Below are 20,269 nucleotides of genomic sequence, written 5' to 3'. Positions count from 1 at the left end.
CATTTCCGCTGTTTTTTTCTTTCTTTTCCATTGCTGCGGTCCAGTCCAACTGTCTGCACAAAATACACGCAATGACTCGCTCAGCGTAGATGATGAAGACTATCAGGATGATACACTTGCTTCCTGATTCGCAGCGCGTAAAAAAAATCAAGGTAAAAACCGACTGGCTTACGCCATTGGCTCAGATGAATGGCCACACGCTGCGCCAAGACGCCAATTTCAAGCTTGAGGAACTGATGTATCCCGACTTCATTGACCGTGTGGGCGGCTTCGCAACGACACTTGGACAATGGGGAAAACCTTACCAACGCTTTAAATACGGGACCGAAGCCAGCAATTTTGAACTCGGAAACTATGTCCATCCCATTAACGGCTCAGAGAATGTCTATTTTCTTGATCCACAACATGGGATGCGCTACTACGACACCCGCACGCCCTACGTCAATGCCTATTACGCCCAAGGCCGGGCAGACGCCGCCCAATTACGCATCGATGTAGCCCAAAACGTGCATCCCTTGGTCAATGTAAGCCTTCTGTACTACAGGCGCCAATGCAACGGCGTGTACAGCAACTTCGTGACCGACCACAACACGCTCGGCGCAACAAGTAATTTCCATACGCTGAACGAACGCTACCAAGCCTACGGACACTTTCTGCTTCAAAAGCATGACGATGCGATCAATGGCGGTGTTTTATTGCTGCTACCGGATTCGGCACAGTTTGAAAAAGGCACGCAACCGGTGTTGCTCGAGTCAGCCAATTATCGCAGGCTTTCCAGGGCAGGGTCCTTCAGGCACTTTTATCGCATCACCAAAGACACCACGGGCACCCGCCATTATCTCCAAGTTTACAATGGATTTCTGGCGGATTATCTGATCAATCAGTTCATCGACAACGAGGTTGCACCGGAATTGAATCTTGGTCTATATCCCGTCTATCCGACCATCGGGCTTGATTCCACCTACTTTTACGAGAAATCGGAATATACCCGCAAAAAGGTCGACGCGGGCATCACCTATCGTTACATGGCGCCCAACTTTCAGGCTAGGCAACGCATCGAATTGGAGCAGGAATTTGGGAAATTTGAGAAAAACCTCCAATCCATGGACATTCTTCGGTTTTCCTTTCTCTGGAAAGGGCAGCTGAAAAGCAATCCCAATCCCCGTGAATTGGAAGCAAACTGGACTTATAGACAGACCTTTTCAAATGTATTCAATCCAGAGTCGTATGCCGAATTGGACTTGGCCTATCGATTTCCAAAATGGCAGCTCGACTATAGTCACCGCGTGCCCGGGCCGCCGCTGAAGCCCGAAGACTCGGCCACCATCACAAAAACGCACAGGCCCTTGGCCCTGCAATTGCATCTTTTGAGCTATGGCCGCAATCCGACCCTGCAACAGGCTTTTGGTGATCCGCGTCCGGGGAATAACATGGCGACGCTCACGAACTTGAGCAATCGGCGCATCAACCATTTCAGTCTCGGTCTTGAATTGCGTGGCAAGGATCAATGGACCACTACGGGCGAATTGCGTGGAAATTCGATCCGAATCGCTGCTTTTACGACGAGACAATCGGGTATGATCTATTTTACCCCGAAAGGTTGGGATCGCGTGAGTCTCAAGGAATCAGCTGTTTTTGCAGGTGCAGAATTCAAGCTGAGGGTGCATGCAGGCAAATTTTTCCTGGAAACAGAAACGGTATTGCAAGGATTCTCTTCCGCAGGAAAAAAGTTGGATACACTTTTCCGCGCATCGCAGCCCAAATTCTACACCAAAACAAGCCTGTTTTACGAAAACAAGGATCTCAAATTTGCTGGAATTCTTCGTCTAGGGGTTGATTGCTGGTATTTCAGCTCGTTTTCAGCGCCCTATTTCGATCCGGCTTCACAGGCTTTTTACAGGCAAGACGACTATGTTCAGGTGGGGTACCCGAGACTGGATGGCTACTTTGCTACGCAAATCAAACGCGCCTACCTGTATGTCAAGATGATCAACCTTTTGGAAAACTTGCCGCAAGAAGGGTATTTCACCACCATGGGTTATCCAATGCCCGTCAGGCAATTGACACTGGGCTTGAATTGGACCTTTTTTGACTGAGAAAACGGCAAAAACCTCGGATAAAGATGGCAAATTCACTTCATTGAGTGGAATCTATCTCACAACCCACCAATCGCAAGATCAAAAGTCAATTTTCCATTGTCAATTGTCCTTTGCTTTCCCTATATTTGCACCCGAATTCTAAAAGCCTGAATTAGAGATTACATTTAGTACAAAAATGGCAACGATTACAGCGAAAGAAATAAATGAGCTGCGCCAGGCCACTGGTGCGGGAATGATGGACTGCAAAAAGGCACTTGAGCAAGCCGAAGGCGACCGCGAAGCAGCGATCACCATCTTGCGCAAGAAAGGCCAAAAAATTGCTGACAATCGCCAAGACCGCGACGCAAACGAAGGTTCTGTCTTCGTGCAGCACAGCCACACTGCCGCCACTTTGATTGAACTCAACTGCGAGACCGACTTTGTTGCCCGCAATGAGTATTTCCAAGGTTTGGGTCAGGGCATTGCCCGTGTTGCATTTGAAAACCATCCTGCCAATGTCGAGGCATTGTTGCCGATGCACTTGGATGGCCAATCGATTGCCGACCACTTGTTGGAAGCGATGAGCAAAATCGCCGAGAAAATCCAGATTCGCTCATTCGTGCGCGTCGAAGGTGAGCGTGTGATCACATACATCCACCCAGGAGCACGCGTTGGCGTAGCAGTGGCATTCGTTGGTGTCGGCAGCGAAGACATCGAAGCCATCGGCAAGGACGTCGCAATGCAAATTGCCGCGATGAAGCCTGTTGCTGTGGATCAAGCAGAGGTTCCAGCTGAAATTGTCGCTAAAGAACTTGAATTCGGCCGCGAGCGCGCACTTGCCGAAGGCAAGCCGGAAGCCATTGTCGACAAAATCGCACAAGGCGTGTTGCAGAAGTATTTCAAAGAAAATACCCTGCTTGCCCAAGACTTTGTCAAGGACACTTCCAAAACTGTTGCTCAATACCTCAAGGAGGCCAACCCGAATTTGAAAGTGAAAGCTTTTGCCCGGGTACAGCTTGGCGCCTAAGGCTTACGATACAGGGAGAGACGAAAGTCTCTCCCTTTTTATATTCCCTGTTTGCTAATCCATCGCCTGTGAAATACAAGAGGATATTGCTCAAACTGAGCGGAGAAGCCCTGATGGGCGACAAAAGTTTCGGGATCAACACTGAAACGCTGCTCACTTATGCGCGCCAAATCAAAGAGGTGAGTGACCTCGGCATTGAAGTTGCCGTCGTGATCGGTGGGGGCAACATTTTCAGGGGCATCCAACTCGAAGAAGGTGGCATGGACCGCGCCCAAGGTGATTACATGGGTATGTTGGCCACGGTGATCAATGCCATGGCATTGCAGGATGCATTGGAAAACCTTGGTGCAAAAACAAGGGTCATGAGTGCGCTTGAAATCAAGGCCGTCTGCGAACCCTACATTCGTCGCCGCGCCATGCGCCACCTTGAAAAACACCGGATTGTGATCCTCGGTGCCGGAACTGGCAACCCCTATTTCACAACCGATACCGCTGCAGCACTCCGCAGCATCGAGATCGAGGCCGATGTCGTTCTCAAGGGTACCAAAGTCGACGGTGTTTATAGCGCCGACCCGGAAAAGGATCCGACTGCGCTCAAATTTGATGCGGTGAGCTTCCACGACGTGCTTTCCAAGCGCCTCAATGTCATGGACATGACCGCCTTCACTTTGTGCCAAGAGAATAAATTGCCTATTATTGTCTTCAACATCAACGAGCCGGGGAACCTGAAGAGGATTGTTCTCGGCGAAGCAGTAGGAACTTTAGTAAGCTGATTTTCTTCAATTTATGGACGAAAATGTAAAAATGATCCTCGATGAAGCCGAGGAAATGATGCGGAAAACCTTGGTTCACTTGGATACTGAGTTGAACAAGATTCGTGCAGGCAAAGCCAATCCTGCAATGTTGGATGGCCTTCGTGCCGAATACTATGGCGCCCTAACGCCACTCAACCAGCTCGCAAGCATTTCTGCCCAAGACGCAAGAATGTTGGTGATCCAACCCTTTGACAGGAAGAGCATTGCAACCATTGAGAGGAGCATCAAAGAGGCCAATTTGGGCTTCAATCCTCAAAATGACGGCAATGTCATCCGCATTCCGGTGCCGATTGCGAGCGAGGAACGTCGTCGGAATTTGGTCAAACAGGCCCGCGACGAAGGCGAAAACGCCAAAATTGCAATGCGCAACATCCGCCGCGATCACAATGATATGATCAAGAAACTCAAGGACGAAAAAGTCTCCGAAGACGAGATCAAAAACGGCGAGGCAAAAATGCAGGAGATCACAAATGGCTCCATCGCAAAGGTCGAAGAAGTCCTCAAGAAAAAAGAAGCAGAGATCATGACGATCTAATCTGCCAAAAATGATAGAAAATGCAGAACTTTGCCCAAGGTTCTGCGTTTTTGTTTTTACTATAGCCCTCTATGGATTCGGAAATGGCATGTGATCCCAAAGCCTACCAAGGCATCTGTGATAAAAAATTGGCTTATATCCGCAACGAATTGCGCGCTATGGGCCTTGAATTTCCCGATGAGCATGAAGGGCGCATCCACAGTGCCGATATTGGCGTGGAGGCGGAATACCGCTATACTGCACATACCGAGGAGTTATGGCTCAAGGTGCATGCAAAGCCGTTTTTCATCCCCTGTGCATTCATTTTTGCGCGCTTGGAGACTGCGATCCAGAACTACCAAGATCCCGCAAACATCGATTTGGGACCCGACATTTTCTAAATTTCCCCGATGACAGCAATCGGCTCTCTGCAGCCATCTTCCTTTGAAAAGCGGCTTGTGGCGCTCGGATTGCTTGTTTATTTCATCCTTTCTCTCTGCATTTCCCTCTCCTCATCGGGCACTTACGACGCTGGCGACAGCGTGATGCATTACCAAATCGCCCACTACGCGTTTCAACATCCGGAAAATCTTCTGAGTCACTGGGGCAAACCGTTTTTCACTTTGGTGGCTGCGCCATTCGCAGCCTTGGGATTCGGGGGTATGAAACTGTTCCAATGCCTGCTCGCGCTTGGGACGGGCTGGTTCACTTACCAGAATGCCAAGCAACTGGGCTTCAAATGGGCTTGGATGGCGCCGATCCTCGTCTTAGCCGCTCCAGAATTTTTTCTTTCTCAACTTTCGGGTCTTACCGAACCACTTTTCGCGTTTGTCCTCATACTTGGGGTCTTTTGGCTCTTGAGCGGCAAATCCATTGCGGGTGCCCTCCTACTTTCGATGCTGCCATTTGTCAGGACCGAAGGATTTTTGCTGCTTCCGGTATTCGGATTGTGGCTTGGCTGGCGAAGAGAATGGAAATCTATGCCCTTTCTCGCATCCGGCACTGTCGTATATGCCATTTTGGGAGGGATCTTCATGGGGGATTTTCTCTGGATTTGGACGGACAATCCTTACGCCGGAAAGCCGCTCAACTACGGATTGGGCGATTTTCTGCATTTCCCGAAAATGTATCTCTATGTCGTCGGAATCCCCATTTACGTTCTCACTTTGCTGGGCTTTTTGATGCTTCCCCTTCGAATGGCGATCCAACGTATGGTGAGGCCCATGGATGAACTCGCGCTCATTTTCGGCCCGTTTTGTATCTACTTTGGGGCCCACTGCTATTTTTGGGTTTCCGGAACCGGGCATAGCATGGGCCTGCTGCGTGTGATGATTGCGATTTTACCGCTCGGTGCCTTGATAGCCCATTCGGGCATCGCACGGTTGCTAGAATGGATCCCAGCCCAGCTTTCAAAAATTCGGATTGGGTTGCTGGGTGGAATCGCGGCCTATATACTTGCCTTTCCTTTTATTCCCAATCCGGCGTCGATCGATATCAAGGAATTGAGCCTGGCGGTGGATCAACAATTATTAAAGGAAACGGCTGCAGCAATGCGGGAAAAAGGCCTGCTGAATCGAAAAATATACAGTGCCCACCCTTCTGCTGCATACTTCTGCGGAATCGATCCCTTTGACCCCACCCAATACCGCTCCTTGAATCGCTACAACGCCGACAATCCGGCGGCCGGATGCCTGATTGTGCTGGACACTTGGTTTGCCAAAGTGGAAAGCGGCTACGACCGGGCGTTTTTTGAATCCCGAACATCCGAGTACCGGCTTTTGCAATTCCTGGAGGGTGAGGAGGTAAATACGAAGAACGGCATCTATGTCTATGAGAAGATTTGAGTAATTTTCCCCCATGAAAAAATTAGTGATCGTCGGTAGCGGCGGTTTTGCGCGTGAGGTCCTTTGGCTCATCGAAGACATCAACAAATCCGCCGGCGGTAGTGACATGCCTTATTCCGTTTTGGGATTCATTTCGACGGATGCGGTCTCTCATATCCAAGGGTTGCCTGTTTTGGGAGATGATGCCTGGGCATTTGAAAACTTGGATCCGAGCGTGCGTTTTGTCCTCGCAGTCGGGGATTCGACGCTGCGTGCTAAGCTCGCCTTGGATTATCAGCAGCATGGCTTGCATCCCTTGCGGCTTGTCCATCCATCTGTCGTCATGAGCGATGAGGTGCAGCTCGGTGGCGGGGCGATCGTCTGTGCCGGGGCCGTGCTGACAGTGAATATTCAAATCGGTGCATTCTGCGTGGTGAATTTGAATTCGACCATTGGCCACGATTGCCGTTTGGGCGATTTTGTGACCCTGCATCCGGGCGTGCACCTGAGCGGTGGCGCTGAAGTCGGCGACTTATCCATCTTGGGAACCGGCGCGGTGGTTTTACCGGGCATCAAAATCGGCGATCACAGCATCGTGGGAGCCGGCGCAGTCGTCACGGAAGACCTTGAAGGCAATGCCACCTATATGGGAATCCCTGCACGGGAATCCAAGTAGGTCACTTCGAATTCGGTCCTGCATCCTGAAAAAGTTGTATATTGCACTGTATTTCGCGAAATTAAATATGAAGCAACGACTTTCAATAGTCATCTTGGGCTTGCTGATGATGGCCTCCTACGGCTTATCTGCGCAGCTTTTTATCGGGCCTGGTGTGCAGCTTGGGATGACCTATGCCAAGAACTTTGTCATTGAGGATACGAGCCAGTATTATATCCGCAATGCGCCAGGTCTTTTTGCAGCAGGTGGAGTGGATCTCGCTTATCAATTCGACGAAAAAGTGCGCTTGCAGTTGGGCGTGCAAGGACAAATTCGCTCTTTTAATTTGCGGGAGCCCGAACGTGGCGAAGGCGTTTCCTTTACGAGCATCAAGAAAAATGCTGTATTGGTCAGCCTACCCTTGAGCATCAACTACCGCATCCCTATGGGCGATGGCGGCAACCGCTTTTTCAATGTCATGGCAGGCCACAGCTTCGACTTCAGCTTTGCCGACAGCACTGTGATCAAAAGCCCAATGACCCCCATTGATTCCGGGGGCGCATTCATTCACCACGTGTATGAAATTCCAAAGCAAAAATTCCCGCTGACTTCCGTGCTTCTTGGCGTTGGCGTGGACATGAAAACCGCAAAAGGCAACCTGTTCAATGTTTCCCTTGTTTGGGGCATCAGCACGAGGACGCTGTTTAAAGGTTCGGTTCAAGAATGGCGGGTTTTGCATCAAAACTACGATCCTTCAACGGCAACTGCTGATCCTGAAGAGTTTCCCGACAATTACTTCGAATGGGCGCTGCGTGGCAGCAATGTTTCCGTCCGTGCTGCTTACTACTTCGACCTGAAAAAGGACGAAGAGAAGAAGAAAAAGGAGGAAGCCGACGGAGACGATGAGGAAAAAGCTGACAAGCCAGCCAAGTCAAAGCCTGCAAAGGCCGACAAAGACGAGGGGGAAGAGGAGGAGAAACCTGCAAAGGCTGGCAAGGAACCCAAACCCGCCAAGGAAAAGGCTCCCAAAAAGAAGAAAAACGACGACGAGGAAGACGAGGACTAATCGTTTCCTTTGCAAAGAATAAGACGGCAGCCTCGTTCAGCGAGGCTGCCTTTTTTTGTGCAAAAACTTTTGCACCGTTGAGATGCTTCAATTGCCTTGCAAGCAACAAAAATCTCGACTAGCTTTATCCTACGGATAGCATCCTGACAAACAATGGATTGCCCGCATTTTGAATGAACATGTGCAATAAAAGAATTACAGCAAAATCGTTGGCATTGGTCCTCCTCGGTTGTATTCTCGGAATGAATGCCTGCAAAAAAGAGGAATACATCGATCGGATTAGCGGCATCGAATGCGATTTCGAGGGGATTGACGAAGCAGATGATCTGCTTAACGGCGGTCAAAATTGGGCTTCCTTTGGCATTTCGCGGTCCGGGAATACGGCGATGGTCGTGCGCGATACGGTACATTCCGCGGATGCAGCGATACGTTTTGCCGCCGACGGTGATCAAACCCGAAGTATTTCGACCAGTTGCCTGATTTCGAATGAGAACCTCTTTTTACGTGATCAAAGCATCTTTTCCATTAACTGTTGGATTTTCATCCCCTCCTATTCAGGCAATACCGAACTTGAAATCTTGCGCTTGGAAGACGCTCAAACCGAGGACAAACGATCTTCGGTGAGCTTTTATTTGGACGCAGATGGCGCATTGGCATTGGATCGCAGCGAAATGGGCTTGAGCGACCTTCTCCAGCCGCAAGCGCAAAAAACAGCCGTTCCAACGGACCAATGGGTTCACCTCGACATTGCCTACCTCGCCGAGAGCCGCTCACGCGGCTACGTGAAAGTTTGGCAAGACGATGCACTTGTACTTGAAGCCTTGAGCACGGAAACACTGCCCAAGGTCAGTTTCCACTTATCCGACAGCGGCAACAACTATTTCAGCAGGGTCTCATTCGGCATCCTCTCCAACGCATCCGGAACTGGGGCAATCATATTTTGGGACGACCTTCGCATCTGGAATTGGGGGTGAAGTTTCACAAGCTACTTGGAGCAACACATTCCATTCGACTCAGTACCTCAATTCTAATCGGCTATCGATCATCCAATGAAGTTGGGAGACTATCAAATCCACCAAAAAATTCATTGGAAAACTGATCATTAAGCTGAAATCTCAGACGAGATTTCAGCCTTCCTCGATAGGAAGGAAGCAAAGCCACGGCGATATGCTGCGGAGGTAACAGTATATCGAAAATCCCTGTCCCACAACCGAAAAAATAGGGTTTACTGATCTTCTGCCATTGGCCTTCGCGGTTCCATCGCATCAAATCACCGCGCAGGAAATGACCATATCCGATACCTACGGTATCATTGGTCGGATTCCAAACAAAAATGGGAAGGACGTGCAGCGCTTGGGACTTAAATGGCTGTCCTGGCATATGGAATTCCAAAATTGGCTCCAATAAGGATTGCGAGGTATCTACAAAAAGGACGAGGCGCGATGCTCCCCAATGCTGAAATTCGCCTCTTTCCCCCTCGTCCTCAAAGGGCTCAAGATCAAAAAACCACCCTTCTAGAACAATCTCCGGTCGCAATTCACCTAGGTAGCCAATTCTAAAACCACCGTCGTAAGGAAGATCTTGGGGATACCAAAGGATGGAATCCGCATGGGTCCTATCGACCAACGTCGGCCATTGAAAGTCCTGAACATTTAGGGTTTCAGTAGAATCGAGCGAGTCACATGCTGAAAGCGTAAAAAACTGAATCAGAACGATCAAGGCAAACGCTGACTTCCATTTTCGACATTCTCCGATAAAAAATGAAAGCCCGTTCACCATCTTCTACGCCTTAATCTTCCGAGAAACCTCCTCCACCCAGCCGTCGGCCTGAAAAGCCAACATTTCCAAATCCTCACCGCCTGCTTCGTAGATGTCACGGGCTTGCACGAAGTAGCGCTTGGCCACCTCGAACTTTTTATAGCCCAAAAAGACCTGTCCGAGCTGCATGTAGATGTCTGCCATATCGGATTCATGGTAATTGGGCGTGAGCGGCACATATTCCAAGGCCTCTTTGTAGGAGGCGATCACGTCGTTGGGCCGGTTCATCATCATGTAGAACTGCGCGGCATTGCGTAGCAGGCGCACGGCTGCAACGTAGTCCTCGCGTTCCAACACTTCCTCGATGGCGGCTTCGCTGCGCGCCTCATATTCGTCTTTGGCCTGCACGATGAAGGCCATGTCCTCCTCGGGTAGATTGTCCGGGTTACCGCCTTTGCCGATCCAAAAATCGAGGTGGCGCACCAATTGCGAACGTGCTTGAACGCCTCGGTAACGCAATTTTACAGGCCCTTCGTCAAAGGTCTCCAACAATTCATGATACAGCGGGAGACTCACAAAAGAGGAGCGCGATTCGACCGTCAACCGCAAGGCCAACATGCTCCATTCAAAAAAATAGTCCAGCGCACCTTCATCATCGGGATGCTTTTCCCGGAATTCATCAATAATCGGACGCAAGGCCGTAAAAACGGTGCTCGCCTCTGCGTGACGGTTGAGCATGATCAAACCTTGGAGGTATTCAAACAACTGCTCGATTTCCGCTGACGAATCGGCTTGGTACGGTTTGGAACCCACTTTGGATTCCAATTCTACAACATGAGGTTCGATGTCCTCGGCATGCATTTCTGTATAAAAAGCTTCGAAGTCGCGCATGTAGCTATCTTAAAATAATTGCAATTGTATCGACGAATTGAAACTGCGGCGATGGTAAGGCGAAAGCCCGAATTCCGCCACAGCGAGGCGATGGACCTCTGTTGGATAACCTTTGTTTTGCAGCCAACCGTACTGCGGATGCTCCTGATGCAGCATCTCCATGATGTCGTCGCGGTAGGTTTTCGCAAGAATCGAGGCCGCGGCAATGTTCCGAAACCGCGCATCCCCCTTGACCATGCAGGTATGCGGGATGGCATGCTGAATAAACCGATTCCCATCCACCAACAAGGCTTCCGGTTTCACATTCAGCGCATCTACTGCTTGGTGCATCGCCAGATGGCTGGCTTTCAGAATATTAACCTGATCAATTTGCGCATGCGAATAAATCCCGATCGCCCAGTCAATCGCCTGCTCCAAAATCACATCCCGCAATTCAAGGCGCTGCTTGTGGCTGAGTTGCTTGCTGTCATTGAGCACGGGATGGAAAAAATCCTCGGGCAAAATGACTGCGGCGGCAACGACAGGCCCGGCCAAGCAACCGCGACCAGCCTCATCGAGGCCAGCTTCCAGAATGCCGGGTGTATGTTGATTTTGAAGGGCCATTATGCCGTGCGAATAAGTCCTCCTCTCATAGCCTTCGCAGATTCGCGGGCAAGCCGTAGATTTGGGACGGTTAATCTAAGCACCTCTGCCCCAAAACCCAATAGGTCAATATGAACGAAATGAAAAATCCTTGGAAGATTCTGGCTTCCAAAGAGGTTTACAACAACCCGTGGATTCGCGTCACGGAGCATCAAGTGCTCAATCCGGCGGGTGGACCGGGCATCTATGGGGTGGTGCATTTTCACAACCTTGCGATCGGGGTTGTGCCCTACCAAGACGGCAAAATCTGGATGGTCGGCCAATACCGGTTTCCTTTGGAGGCCTTTTCCTGGGAAATTCCGGAAGGCGGCGGGACCATCGGCATCGATCCGCTCGACAGCGCCAAACGCGAATTGAAAGAAGAGACCGGCCTCACGGCACATCATTATGAGGTTTTGCTGGAAATGGACCTCAGCAACAGCGTGAGCGACGAACGTGCCATTGTGTACTTGGCGACGGGATTGGTCGAAGGCGAGGCTTCGCCTGAGGAAACCGAGGAGCTGCATCTGCGGAAAATGACGCTCTCGGAGGCCTACACGCTCGTCGAGCAACGCGTGATCCGCGATTCGTTGACCGTGGCAGCGATTTACAAGCTCAGGATTTTGGAATTGGAGGGGAAGCTGTAGCGGAAGCGGCGGGCTCGAGGGCCTCAATACACCAAATCCAACACCTCTTGCCGGATGTGCTTGACGACGACTTGCTTTTTGGCCCAATTGCGCAGCACGGGAAAATCAAACACTGGACTGACCTCCGAGCGGAAATTGTACAAGCGTTGGCCTGCTACGTGGGCGGGATAGAGGACATTGCTGTTAAAGTCGGTTTCCATCTGCAAAACAGGGCTTCCAAGTCCTGGGAGCATTTTTTTCAATCCTGCCAAAACTTGAAAGAGGCCGTCGGTATAGGCTGGGACATCGATGGGACCGCCGGCTTCGCGGAGTTTGAAACTGAAAAAATAATCCGCAGCCAAGACTCCGGGAGGGGCTGAAAATTCGCCAATCAGCTGAATTTGGGAAACGTTGAAGTTGATCCACTGGTCTTCGACACGGTAATAAACCTTGCTACCCGCCAATTCGATCGATGTTGAAAATACTGGATTCTGATCCCTCATGCCTTCGAATGCAACCCGCCGAGAGCCGCATTTCTGGAAAATTAAAGATCACTCAAGACATTCCAAACCCGCTCCGCAGAGCCTTCCCATGTATAAAGTGGCTTTCTGACCCGCCCCTTGTCCACAAGTTCGGACGCCAATTGCGGCGAATTTGCCAGCGTCGCAAGGCCATTTGCAATGGATTTGACATCCAAAGGATCGACCATCAATGCCGCATCACCGACTACACCGGGCATTGCACTGACATTGCTGCAGATGATCGGCGTCTCACAGGCCATCGCCTCCACCAAAGGAATTCCAAATCCCTCAAAATAAGGCACATAACAAAGTCCGGTGCTTGCACCGTGCACGCGCACCAATTCCTCGTCAGAAATGAAGCCCGTGAAGACGATATCGTCCTTGAATTTTGCCTGTGAATAGCTGTGGATAACTTTCTCGAAGTTCCAGGCTTTGCGGCCGACGACCAACAATTTCATGGTCGAACCGGACTCCTGCTTGAACAGGTCAAAGGCTGCGATGAGGCGATCGAGATTTTTCCTTGGCTGAATCGCACCCACACAATGGAAGTAAGCGTGTCCGTCTGCGTAGCGATCGCGGGTTTCCTTGATTTCGGCGGGCGAACTTGGTCGAAAGCGTTCGTCACAGGCATTGCTCACGACCTCGATTTTGGATGCGGGAACCTTGTAGCAATCGATGATGTCTTGCTTGGAGGCTTCGCTCACGGTCAGGATGCGGCGGGCTTTGTGGGCGTATTTCGGGAAATATTTGCGGTAATGCCACGCTTCCAAGGGTTTGACATCCTGCGGAAAATGCTCGAATGCAAGGTCATGGAAAACAGGAACTTGCGGCACGTTGCTACGCAGGGAAAGGTAGCCATCGGGGCTGAAAAACACGTCCGGCTTGAGTTGGGCAAGCTTGCGGGCGACGGCGTATTCGAAGAAAGCAATGAACAAAAACGGATGCCGCGCAGGCGGAAACAGCTTGTAGGCCGTCACATTGGGCCCATAGACAAACTGCGGATCAAAGTCGCGGTCAAAGAAAAAGGAAAACTGCACATCGGGATGGCTGCGCACGAGGCGCTTCAGGATTTCGTCACTGAACCGGCCGATACCTTCCAGATTTTTGTTGAGCAGCAGGCGGGTATTGACCGCGACATGTTTAAGCGGCTTGGGCATCGTCTTCCGTTTTCGTCTTGAACAATCCTGCAAAATAGGCCAAAGCGAGCAAAAACAAGCCCGCCAACCCGGAATTGAGCCACCAAGGCAGCGGTGTGAAGGTCATTCCCCAGAAGGCGCCACCAAAAATGCCCCCTACGACGATCAATTTCACCAACATTTCGATGGGGAAGCGAATCGGCATTTTGAAGTGGATATACCAGACATAACTCACGGAGAGGAATGAAAAACTCAACACCGTGTTCCAAGCTGCGGCAATTGCACCATATTCGGGGATAAAAATGCAGTTGAGGGTGATGTTGAAGACGATGCTCACGGCGATCATCCTGCTGACAAACTTCTCATGGTTGGTACTCGTGAGAAGGGTGCTGTAAATGGCGAAAATGCCATTGACCAAGACAGCCACGAAGAGAATTCGCAAGCAGGTGGTCATCGTGGCAATGTCCTCAGGTGTGCTGTGGGTAAACTGAAAAAGCAGCTTTTCGCCGTAAATCAGCCCGAAAACGCCTGCAAACAGCATCGGAATCGCGGCAATCGGCTGCCCGAAAGCCAGCAATCGACTCAAAGCCTTTTGGTCGTGGACATGGTGGGCAAACTTCGCGAAGAAGATCGGCAAGACCGTCCAGAGGTACATCATCGTCGTATCCACCCAGCGGTAGGCACCGCCGTAAAGGCCCGTTTCATGCTTGCCCGCATCGCCGCCGATCAAACGTTCGATGAGCACCTGATCGACTTTGTCATTGATCGAATACAGAATCGTGATCAAAGCGAATGGAAAGCTCAGTTTGAGCAATTCCCGGATGGAAGCTGCCTCCCAACGCGGGCGCATCCACCCGAAGATGCGCACCATAAAGCCAAACAGCACGACCATGGTGACCGCCGCCGAAGCCAAGTAGGCGTAAATGTATCCTTGCAAGTCGATTTTCGTCGCCAACAAGGCCAACACAATGCCCAACATCACGATTCGGTCCAAAACCGAGGCAAATGCATCGAATTTAAACTTCTGGAAAGCTTGAAAATTGGCCCGGAAGAAGAAATTGAGCTGCAACATGCCGTGTACCAAACACAGCACGAAAAGGAGGAACAATTCGTGACCGCGGTAACCGATCAGCCATCCGGCACCGATCATAAAAAACGGATAGACCGCGGAAAGCACGACTTTGAGGCTGATCAGGCTGGGAAAAAGCTTTTTGAGCAGGTCGGGTTGTGCGGCGAGTGTTTTGGTCGTGTATTGGTTGATGCCCATGTCGGCAACCGCCAAAAACAGGAATCCAAAGGAGTAAAGTGCCAAATAGAGGCCGAATTCGGCATGGCCGATGCGGTCTTGGACCAAATTGTTGGTCAAGATCCAAGCCGTCTTGATCAGCAAGTTGAGCAATACAGCCAGGCTGATATTTTGAAACAGACTTCGAATGGCCTTGCAGGTTGGGGTGTAAGATTTTTAACACCGCCAAAGGGCCAAATCTACTGCGTTTTTTTGATAACTTAGCGCCCCGAAGATGGCAGCACTGGTTCAATTGGTACAACAGCACAAAGCGAGAATTTACTTTTTCGTGTTTTCCGTGCTTTTCATGTTCGTGATCTGGTATGCGACCAAGACCTACAACTTCCTCCTTTTTGGGGTTCCCCTCGCCGTCATATTCGCCTACTTTTCATTTGTCAACTACAAATGGCTCTGGTACTTGACGATCTTCCTGATGCCGCTTTCCATCACGGATGCGGAGTTTTTTGGAAAAATCGCCGGTGTCACCTTTCCGACTGACTTTTTGGCCATCATCCTGCTCGGTTTGCTGTTGATCAAAATGATTTCGGAGCCTGGAATTTTCGCTGCCTACCGCGGACATCCGATCCCGATCGTGGTGGGCCTTCAATTGCTTTGGCTTGTCTTTGCGGCGGTTCCCTCGTCAATGCCTGTTGTTTCCTGGAAATATGTGGTAGCGAGTGTGTGGATGATCGGCTGCTTTTTCATGATGCCGTTGCTGCTTTTCAAGGATTCGAAGACGATTTTTCGTTTTCTGCAATTGATTGTTGTGGCCTTTACGCTGGCATTTGGCACGATCATGATGCTGTTTTTGTCCACCGGACGCAATCCTTTCGGCCTTCGCTTCAATCCGGGGCCATTTTTTGTGGACCATACGGTATTTGGAGCGTTTACCGCGATGTGGGTTCCGATCTTGGTGTTGCTGGCGTTTGGCGGCGAATTTAAAAACCGTGAACGTTGGGTGGCACGTGCAGGATTGCTTGTATTCGCGCTTGCCTTGTTTTTTTCCTACTCCCGCGGAGCTTGGGCAAGTTGTGTCGCGGCCTTGCTGATGCTGGGCGTCGTACTTCTTGGAAAATGGGCGCGTCGTTTCCTCTTGCCCGTCATGATGCTCGGCATGTTGGTCGGCACTTTTGTCTGGTACGCCAATCAAGGCACAAGCAGCGGGCGGAACAAGGCAGTTTCCCGCAAAAATTTCACCGAACACATTGCCTCGGTCACCAACTTCCGCACGGACGACAGCAACCGCGAGCGCATCAACCGTTGGTACTGTGCTTGGCAAATGTTTCTGGAACGCCCCAATTTCGGATTTGGCCCTGGAACCTACTCGTTTCAGTACGGAAACTTTCAAAAGGCACGCTCCCGCACGATGGTGAGCACCAACCGCGGCGACAATGGTACGGCCCACAATGAATTCCTCCTTGCCCTCTCCGAAAACGGATGGCCAAGTGCCGTCATTCTCACATTCTTCTTTGCAATTCCCTTTTTCCGTGGCCTGAGAGGCTATAACCTTGCCGCGAAGCGCAATACACGATTGCTTTACCTCGCCTGCACCTTCGGGCTACTCACGTACATCATTCATGCCTTCGTGAACAACTTCATGGATCAAGACAAAGTCGGCGGCACCTTTTTGGCGCTGATGGCCATGATCACCGCCTTGGATGTCCATTATCTTCCCAAGGAAAAGGGAATGATTCAGGAAGGTGTTGGTTTCAAGAGCGCCTGATCCGCGGCATTTCTCAAGACAATGCTTGGCGCGAATCCCTTACCGCCAATCCCCCCGACCAAAATAATTCTCCGGCCTGATTGCCCGCAACTCGGCTTTGATCGCATCGCTGACTTCCAAGCCTTCGATAAACGCAGCTATAGCGGATTCATCGAGCTTGCCTTTGCCGCGGGTGAGGGCTTTGAGGGCTTCGTAGGGATTGGGATAATTTTCGCGACGAAGAATGGTTTGGATGGCTTCAGCGACCACAGCCCAATTAGCCTCCAGGTCTGAAGCGATCATGGCGCGGTTCACCTCGAGCTTGCTCAGCCCCTTGAGCAGGGATTGCAGGGCCAGCCAAGTATGCGCCAAGGCGGTGCCGGCATTGCGCAACACCGTGCTGTCCGTGAGGTCGCGTTGCAGGCGTGAAACGGGCAATTTGCGGCTCATGAATTCGAGCAAGGTCGAGGAAACGCCGAGATTGCCTTCGGCATTTTCAAAATCAATCGGATTGACCTTGTGGGGCATGGCGCTGCTGCCAACCTCGGTCGCGACGACCTTCTGCTTGAAATAATCGAGGCTCACATACAGCCAAGCATCCTGCGAAAGGTCGATCAGGATGGTATTGATGCGCTTCAGGTTGTCGAAGATGCGGCTGATGCCGTCATAATGATCGATTTGTGTCGTGGGGCGGCTCCGGCGCAATCCCAAGGTCTTGGCTAGGAATTTGCCCGCAAAGTCGTGCCAATCGGTTTCAGGAAAAGCGACAAAGTGCGCATTGAAGTTGCCCGTCGCCCCGCCGAATTTGCCAGGATAATTTTGCTGCGCGAGTTCGTTGACGTGGTCGCTGAGGCGCGCATGGAAAACCATGATTTCCTTGGCGAGCAAGGTTGGCGATGCGGGCTGTCCATGCGTGCGCGCGAGCATCGGAATGTCCTTCCATTCCTCCGCCAAGGCCTCCAAACGCTTCAGCACATCCCGAAATCCGGGCAACATTTGGTCGTACATCGCATCCCGCAACATCATCGGAATCGCGGTATTGTTGATGTCTTGCGAAGTCAGGCCAAAATGAAGGTATTCCTTGGCTTGATCCAAAACGGGAGAAATCGTCGCAAATTTTTCCTTCAAGAAGTATTCGACGGCCTTCACGTCGTGGTTGGTCACCACTTCAATTTCTTTGACACGGCGCGCATCGTCCAAGCTGAATTCCCTGTACAGGATCCGCATGGCATCATAATCGTCTTCGGTAATCGCAGCAAGCGCTGGAATACCTGCCTCACAGAGCGCAATGAAGTATTCGACCTCCACTTTGACCTTGTATCGAATGAAGCCCATTTCGGAGAAATAAGCTGCGAGTTCGCGGGTCTTGTGGTGGTACCGGCCGTCGATCGGGGAAATTGCTGTGAGTGCTTCCAATTGCATGGGAATCGCCATTTTAGGGAAAGGGCAAAGATAACAATTGAGGGCAAAGCGGCATCATTTAAGAAGCCATTTTGGCGGATGGAAACATGAATTCAGGAAAAAACTCAGCGCAACTTGGCTGCTGAAGCGGTCTGGGATTCGACCTTGGAATCGGAGCACTCCTGAAAGGATTGTTCGATGGCTTGCGAAGCTGCCATCAAGGTGGGGCGCTGATCAGCTTGCGTCCAACCGATGAGTTGATAAAATCGATTTTCGGACTCAAAAACGGCAAGGCGGTAATATACCTCCAATGGGGCCTCGTCTGATTGGATGTATGTGAGCAAATCAGCCGTTTGGCAACGAATTCCATTGACCATCAAGGTATCACGCGCCGTCACCAACATCGAATCATAAACTCCACCAACGGTCGTTTCCACGAAATCGGAATAATCGGCCAGTGAATATTCGACTTTAAGCGTCTCCATGCTGGACTTGGGTTCCTCAATGCCGATCAAAAAATAGCCTTCACGTTCGTCGGCGTATTGCAAGGTTGCAAAGTCATGGAGATCATTACAAGGTTTGAAATTCGCTGGAATGGAAATGGAATAGCTACCTTCGACTTCCACTGTGCGCGGCGGAAGCATTTGATCGCGGGAACAAGCACTTAACAGTACAAGCAACGCGAGCGCAAATAGGTAAACAACTTTTCTCATACACTAATTCCGAATGCAAATTTACGGAAACACCACCAAGGCAGGTAGTTTTGAATTAGCCAAATGGGTAAATGGTTAATCCAAGACGTTTCGTTATTTTATAGATGGATGGCTATCAGTGATATAGGGGAAATGACCAAGGTCTACTTTTTCCCTTTGAGCTGTTCGAGTGCAGCCTTGCACTTTTGTTCGAGCCCCGCCTGATAGTCATAGTTGTCATAACTCAGCGCGATTTGATATTCCCGTCTTGCTCCAGCAAAGTCTTTGGCTTCCTCCTCGAGCTTGCCAAGGTAGTAATGGGCGTAAGCTTTCATCCAAAGGCTGCGTCCTGGATTTGTTGCGCAACATGTGAGGTAACACCCACGGGCAAGGCGTGTAGAATCCAATTCCTGCCAATTTCGGCCAAGACGGTACCAAAGTTCGCAACGGTCGTTTTCTGAACAGGTCTCCTCACGTTCCTCGATGGGCATCAACAATTTTATCGAACGCAAATAATAACCGCCGTCAAAGAGATTTCTTGCGGAATACAACTGTTTCTCGGTATCGGTGGGCTGTCGCAACAAATAAATCGCCGCCTGGGAAAGTGCATATTCATCGACATCGAAGCTTGAACCTTCGGCTTGCGTGAGCTTGTGAAAAACCGGGCGTGCAGCCTCGTACCTTCCACTCAATGCGAGCGACATGGCTTTTTTATACAGGGCGTCGGCATAAAGCGTTTTTCCGTGGTATATGCCCAGAAACTTGTCCATCTGACGGATGCATTCGTCATATTCCAGCCTGAAAAAATGGACTTTAGCGCGCGAATAGTACCAAATCGGGAGTTTTTCCACCTCCGGATTTCCCATCAAAACGGGCTCCTTGGTCTGGATCAAATTCACAGCTGCATCACTTTGCCGGGTTTCGAGGTAACCGGAAAGCAACAAGTAGTTGGCAATCATACTATTGGGGCTTGATTCCACCATTCTTTTGGCGCGGGCGACTGCCTCCACTGACTTGCCGAGCATGTTCTTTTCGAAATAGAAGAGCATCACCACGGCCTCCTGCGGTAACAATTTGCTTTCCTTGGCGGCAATTTCCAGTTGGCGAATCCCCAAATTCAGATTCCCGGAAAAGCAAAGTACGCTGCCCAGCCACTTGAGTTTCTTGGGAATGGCGCTCATGGCGACATTAAAAATGCCCAAAAGCTTGAGTTGTTCGCGGTTTTCAGGAAATCGCTGACTGTTGCGATAAATCAGTGTGCAAGCATTCTTGAGTTCCAAGGCGGCACCAACGTTTTTCTTGTCCATGGCCTTGACCGCACCACGTAGGAAAAACAATTCGGCAGCGATCATATCCCGCTCCGGATCGGTGTTGGATAACTTTTGGGTAACATCCAAGGCGCGTTTGCTTTGCTCCAAAAAAGCATTCAAACGGGCAGCATCCTCATTGACCAAATAGCGGATAAACAGGATGCGGGTCTGATAATATAGCCGCAGTTTGTCGGTTGGTTCTTGAAACGTGAGCGCGGTCGCTTTGTCAAGCTCCAAATTTCCGATGGCGGTTTCAATTTCAAGGCTACGCGCGGACTGCGACCACAAGGAAAGCGAAGTCGACAGCAACAACAGCAGCAATGAAAAGCATTTCCGCATTTCCCTCAC

General features: G+C 50.6%; 20 protein-coding genes. 11 read left to right on the top strand and 9 right to left on the bottom strand.

The genetic code is table 11. From position 1 onward, the window contains the following. The first annotated feature begins 92 nt into the window (after positions 1–92). From IPN95_11800 to IPN95_11760, 9 genes are all read left to right on the top strand, one after another. A complete protein-coding gene (locus IPN95_11800; GenBank protein ID MBK9450066.1) occupies positions 93–2,096 on the top strand; it encodes a hypothetical protein in 2,004 nt (667 codons plus the stop codon). A gap of 178 nt (positions 2,097–2,274) precedes the next feature. Continuing rightward, entirely contained in the window at positions 2,275–3,105 is an 831-nt protein-coding gene (locus tag IPN95_11795) for an elongation factor Ts (GenBank protein ID MBK9450065.1), read from the top strand. 68 nt (positions 3,106–3,173) lie between these two features. After that, complete coding sequence (locus IPN95_11790) at positions 3,174–3,878, top strand: UMP kinase (GenBank protein MBK9450064.1); 705 nt, start codon at positions 3,174–3,176, stop codon at positions 3,876–3,878. 13 nt (positions 3,879–3,891) lie between these two features. Further along, complete coding sequence (frr, locus tag IPN95_11785; GenBank protein ID MBK9450063.1) at positions 3,892–4,455, top strand: ribosome recycling factor; 564 nt, start codon at positions 3,892–3,894, stop codon at positions 4,453–4,455. A gap of 71 nt (positions 4,456–4,526) precedes the next feature. After that, complete coding sequence (locus tag IPN95_11780; GenBank protein MBK9450062.1) at positions 4,527–4,835, top strand: hypothetical protein; 309 nt, start codon at positions 4,527–4,529, stop codon at positions 4,833–4,835. Between the two features lie 9 nt (positions 4,836–4,844). Further along, on the top strand, positions 4,845–6,278 hold the full coding sequence (locus IPN95_11775) for a hypothetical protein (GenBank protein MBK9450061.1): 1,434 nt from the start codon (positions 4,845–4,847) through the stop codon (positions 6,276–6,278). Positions 6,279–6,291: 13 nt separating this feature from the next. Next, positions 6,292–6,933 (top strand): acetyltransferase, encoded by a 642-nt coding sequence (locus IPN95_11770; GenBank protein MBK9450060.1) that lies wholly within the window; start codon positions 6,292–6,294, stop codon positions 6,931–6,933. A 67-nt stretch (positions 6,934–7,000) separates the two neighbouring features. Further along, positions 7,001–7,978, top strand: a complete 978-nt coding sequence (locus IPN95_11765; protein MBK9450059.1) for a hypothetical protein — start codon at positions 7,001–7,003, stop codon at positions 7,976–7,978. A 179-nt stretch (positions 7,979–8,157) separates the two neighbouring features. After that, complete coding sequence (locus tag IPN95_11760) at positions 8,158–8,952, top strand: hypothetical protein (protein ID MBK9450058.1); 795 nt, start codon at positions 8,158–8,160, stop codon at positions 8,950–8,952. A gap of 61 nt (positions 8,953–9,013) precedes the next feature. Here the strand turns inward: IPN95_11760 and IPN95_11755 are convergent, their stop codons facing one another. Genes IPN95_11755 through IPN95_11745 form a run of 3 tightly spaced genes read right to left on the bottom strand, consistent with a single transcriptional unit; the run spans position 9,014 to position 11,230 of the window. After that, on the bottom strand, positions 9,014–9,757 hold the full coding sequence (locus IPN95_11755; protein ID MBK9450057.1) for a hypothetical protein: 744 nt from the start codon (positions 9,755–9,757) through the stop codon (positions 9,014–9,016). Between the two features lie 3 nt (positions 9,758–9,760). After that, the gene (locus tag IPN95_11750) at positions 9,761–10,627 is read right to left on the bottom strand and encodes a hypothetical protein (GenBank protein MBK9450056.1); all 867 of its coding nucleotides are present in this window, start codon (positions 10,625–10,627) and stop codon (positions 9,761–9,763) included. A 9-nt stretch (positions 10,628–10,636) separates the two neighbouring features. Then, positions 10,637–11,230 carry a ribonuclease HII gene (locus IPN95_11745; protein MBK9450055.1) on the bottom strand — a complete coding sequence of 198 codons (594 nt, stop codon included), beginning with the start codon at positions 11,228–11,230 and terminating at the stop codon, positions 10,637–10,639. Positions 11,231–11,340: 110 nt separating this feature from the next. On the opposite strand from IPN95_11745, the gene IPN95_11740 reads away from it, so the two are divergent. After that, on the top strand, positions 11,341–11,895 hold the full coding sequence (locus IPN95_11740; GenBank protein MBK9450054.1) for an NUDIX hydrolase: 555 nt from the start codon (positions 11,341–11,343) through the stop codon (positions 11,893–11,895). Positions 11,896–11,918: 23 nt separating this feature from the next. On the opposite strand, the gene IPN95_11735 is transcribed toward IPN95_11740, so the two are convergent. Genes IPN95_11735 through IPN95_11725 form a run of 3 tightly spaced genes read right to left on the bottom strand, consistent with a single transcriptional unit; the run spans position 11,919 to position 14,921 of the window. Next, positions 11,919–12,377 (bottom strand): hypothetical protein, encoded by a 459-nt coding sequence (locus tag IPN95_11735; protein ID MBK9450053.1) that lies wholly within the window; start codon positions 12,375–12,377, stop codon positions 11,919–11,921. A gap of 41 nt (positions 12,378–12,418) precedes the next feature. Beyond that, on the bottom strand, positions 12,419–13,552 hold the full coding sequence (locus IPN95_11730) for a glycosyltransferase family 4 protein (protein ID MBK9450052.1): 1,134 nt from the start codon (positions 13,550–13,552) through the stop codon (positions 12,419–12,421). Beyond that, positions 13,536–14,921, bottom strand: a complete 1,386-nt coding sequence (locus tag IPN95_11725; GenBank protein MBK9450051.1) for a polysaccharide biosynthesis C-terminal domain-containing protein — start codon at positions 14,919–14,921, stop codon at positions 13,536–13,538. The genes IPN95_11730 and IPN95_11725 overlap by 17 nt, the downstream gene beginning before the upstream one ends. 130 nt (positions 14,922–15,051) lie before the next feature. On the opposite strand from IPN95_11725, the gene IPN95_11720 reads away from it, so the two are divergent. Continuing rightward, positions 15,052–16,539, top strand: a complete 1,488-nt coding sequence (locus IPN95_11720; protein MBK9450050.1) for an O-antigen ligase family protein — start codon at positions 15,052–15,054, stop codon at positions 16,537–16,539. A 39-nt stretch (positions 16,540–16,578) separates the two neighbouring features. Here IPN95_11720 and purB read toward each other — a convergent pair whose 3' ends face one another. From purB to IPN95_11705, 3 genes are all read right to left on the bottom strand, one after another. Then, the gene (gene purB, locus IPN95_11715) at positions 16,579–17,940 is read right to left on the bottom strand and encodes an adenylosuccinate lyase (GenBank protein ID MBK9450049.1); all 1,362 of its coding nucleotides are present in this window, start codon (positions 17,938–17,940) and stop codon (positions 16,579–16,581) included. Between the two features lie 104 nt (positions 17,941–18,044). After that, positions 18,045–18,632, bottom strand: a complete 588-nt coding sequence (locus IPN95_11710; GenBank protein ID MBK9450048.1) for a hypothetical protein — start codon at positions 18,630–18,632, stop codon at positions 18,045–18,047. 143 nt (positions 18,633–18,775) lie between these two features. Beyond that, positions 18,776–20,260, bottom strand: a complete 1,485-nt coding sequence (locus tag IPN95_11705; protein MBK9450047.1) for a DUF3808 domain-containing protein — start codon at positions 20,258–20,260, stop codon at positions 18,776–18,778. Between the last annotated feature and the right edge of the window lie 9 nt (positions 20,261–20,269).

The organism is Bacteroidota bacterium (assembly GCA_016718825.1).
In the GTDB taxonomy this organism is placed as follows: Bacteria; Bacteroidota; Bacteroidia; order J057; family JADKCL01; genus JADKCL01.
The sequence above is the reverse complement of the archived record's forward strand: the minus strand, read 5'-3'. Positions and strand labels throughout refer to the sequence as shown.

Excerpts from the sequence above, each read along its gene's own strand:
- IPN95_11800 (MBK9450066.1), top strand. The coding sequence starts at position 93 with ATGAAGACTATCAGGATGATACACTTGCTTCCTGATTCGCAGCGCGTA.
- IPN95_11795 (MBK9450065.1), top strand. The coding sequence starts at position 2,275 with ATGGCAACGATTACAGCGAAAGAAATAAATGAGCTGCGCCAGGCCACT.
- frr (MBK9450063.1), top strand. The coding sequence starts at position 3,892 with ATGGACGAAAATGTAAAAATGATCCTCGATGAAGCCGAGGAAATGATG.
- IPN95_11780 (MBK9450062.1), top strand. The coding sequence starts at position 4,527 with ATGGATTCGGAAATGGCATGTGATCCCAAAGCCTACCAAGGCATCTGT.
- IPN95_11775 (MBK9450061.1), top strand. The coding sequence starts at position 4,845 with ATGACAGCAATCGGCTCTCTGCAGCCATCTTCCTTTGAAAAGCGGCTT.
- IPN95_11770 (MBK9450060.1), top strand. The coding sequence starts at position 6,292 with ATGAAAAAATTAGTGATCGTCGGTAGCGGCGGTTTTGCGCGTGAGGTC.
- IPN95_11765 (MBK9450059.1), top strand. The coding sequence starts at position 7,001 with ATGAAGCAACGACTTTCAATAGTCATCTTGGGCTTGCTGATGATGGCC.
- IPN95_11760 (MBK9450058.1), top strand. The coding sequence starts at position 8,158 with ATGTGCAATAAAAGAATTACAGCAAAATCGTTGGCATTGGTCCTCCTC.
- IPN95_11755 (MBK9450057.1), bottom strand. The coding sequence starts at position 9,757 with ATGGTGAACGGGCTTTCATTTTTTATCGGAGAATGTCGAAAATGGAAG.
- IPN95_11750 (MBK9450056.1), bottom strand. The coding sequence starts at position 10,627 with ATGCGCGACTTCGAAGCTTTTTATACAGAAATGCATGCCGAGGACATC.
- IPN95_11745 (MBK9450055.1), bottom strand. The coding sequence starts at position 11,230 with ATGGCCCTTCAAAATCAACATACACCCGGCATTCTGGAAGCTGGCCTC.
- IPN95_11740 (MBK9450054.1), top strand. The coding sequence starts at position 11,341 with ATGAACGAAATGAAAAATCCTTGGAAGATTCTGGCTTCCAAAGAGGTT.
- IPN95_11735 (MBK9450053.1), bottom strand. The coding sequence starts at position 12,377 with ATGAGGGATCAGAATCCAGTATTTTCAACATCGATCGAATTGGCGGGT.
- IPN95_11730 (MBK9450052.1), bottom strand. The coding sequence starts at position 13,552 with ATGCCCAAGCCGCTTAAACATGTCGCGGTCAATACCCGCCTGCTGCTC.
- IPN95_11720 (MBK9450050.1), top strand. The coding sequence starts at position 15,052 with ATGGCAGCACTGGTTCAATTGGTACAACAGCACAAAGCGAGAATTTAC.
- purB (MBK9450049.1), bottom strand. The coding sequence starts at position 17,940 with ATGCAATTGGAAGCACTCACAGCAATTTCCCCGATCGACGGCCGGTAC.
- IPN95_11710 (MBK9450048.1), bottom strand. The coding sequence starts at position 18,632 with ATGAGAAAAGTTGTTTACCTATTTGCGCTCGCGTTGCTTGTACTGTTA.
- IPN95_11705 (MBK9450047.1), bottom strand. The coding sequence starts at position 20,260 with ATGCGGAAATGCTTTTCATTGCTGCTGTTGTTGCTGTCGACTTCGCTT.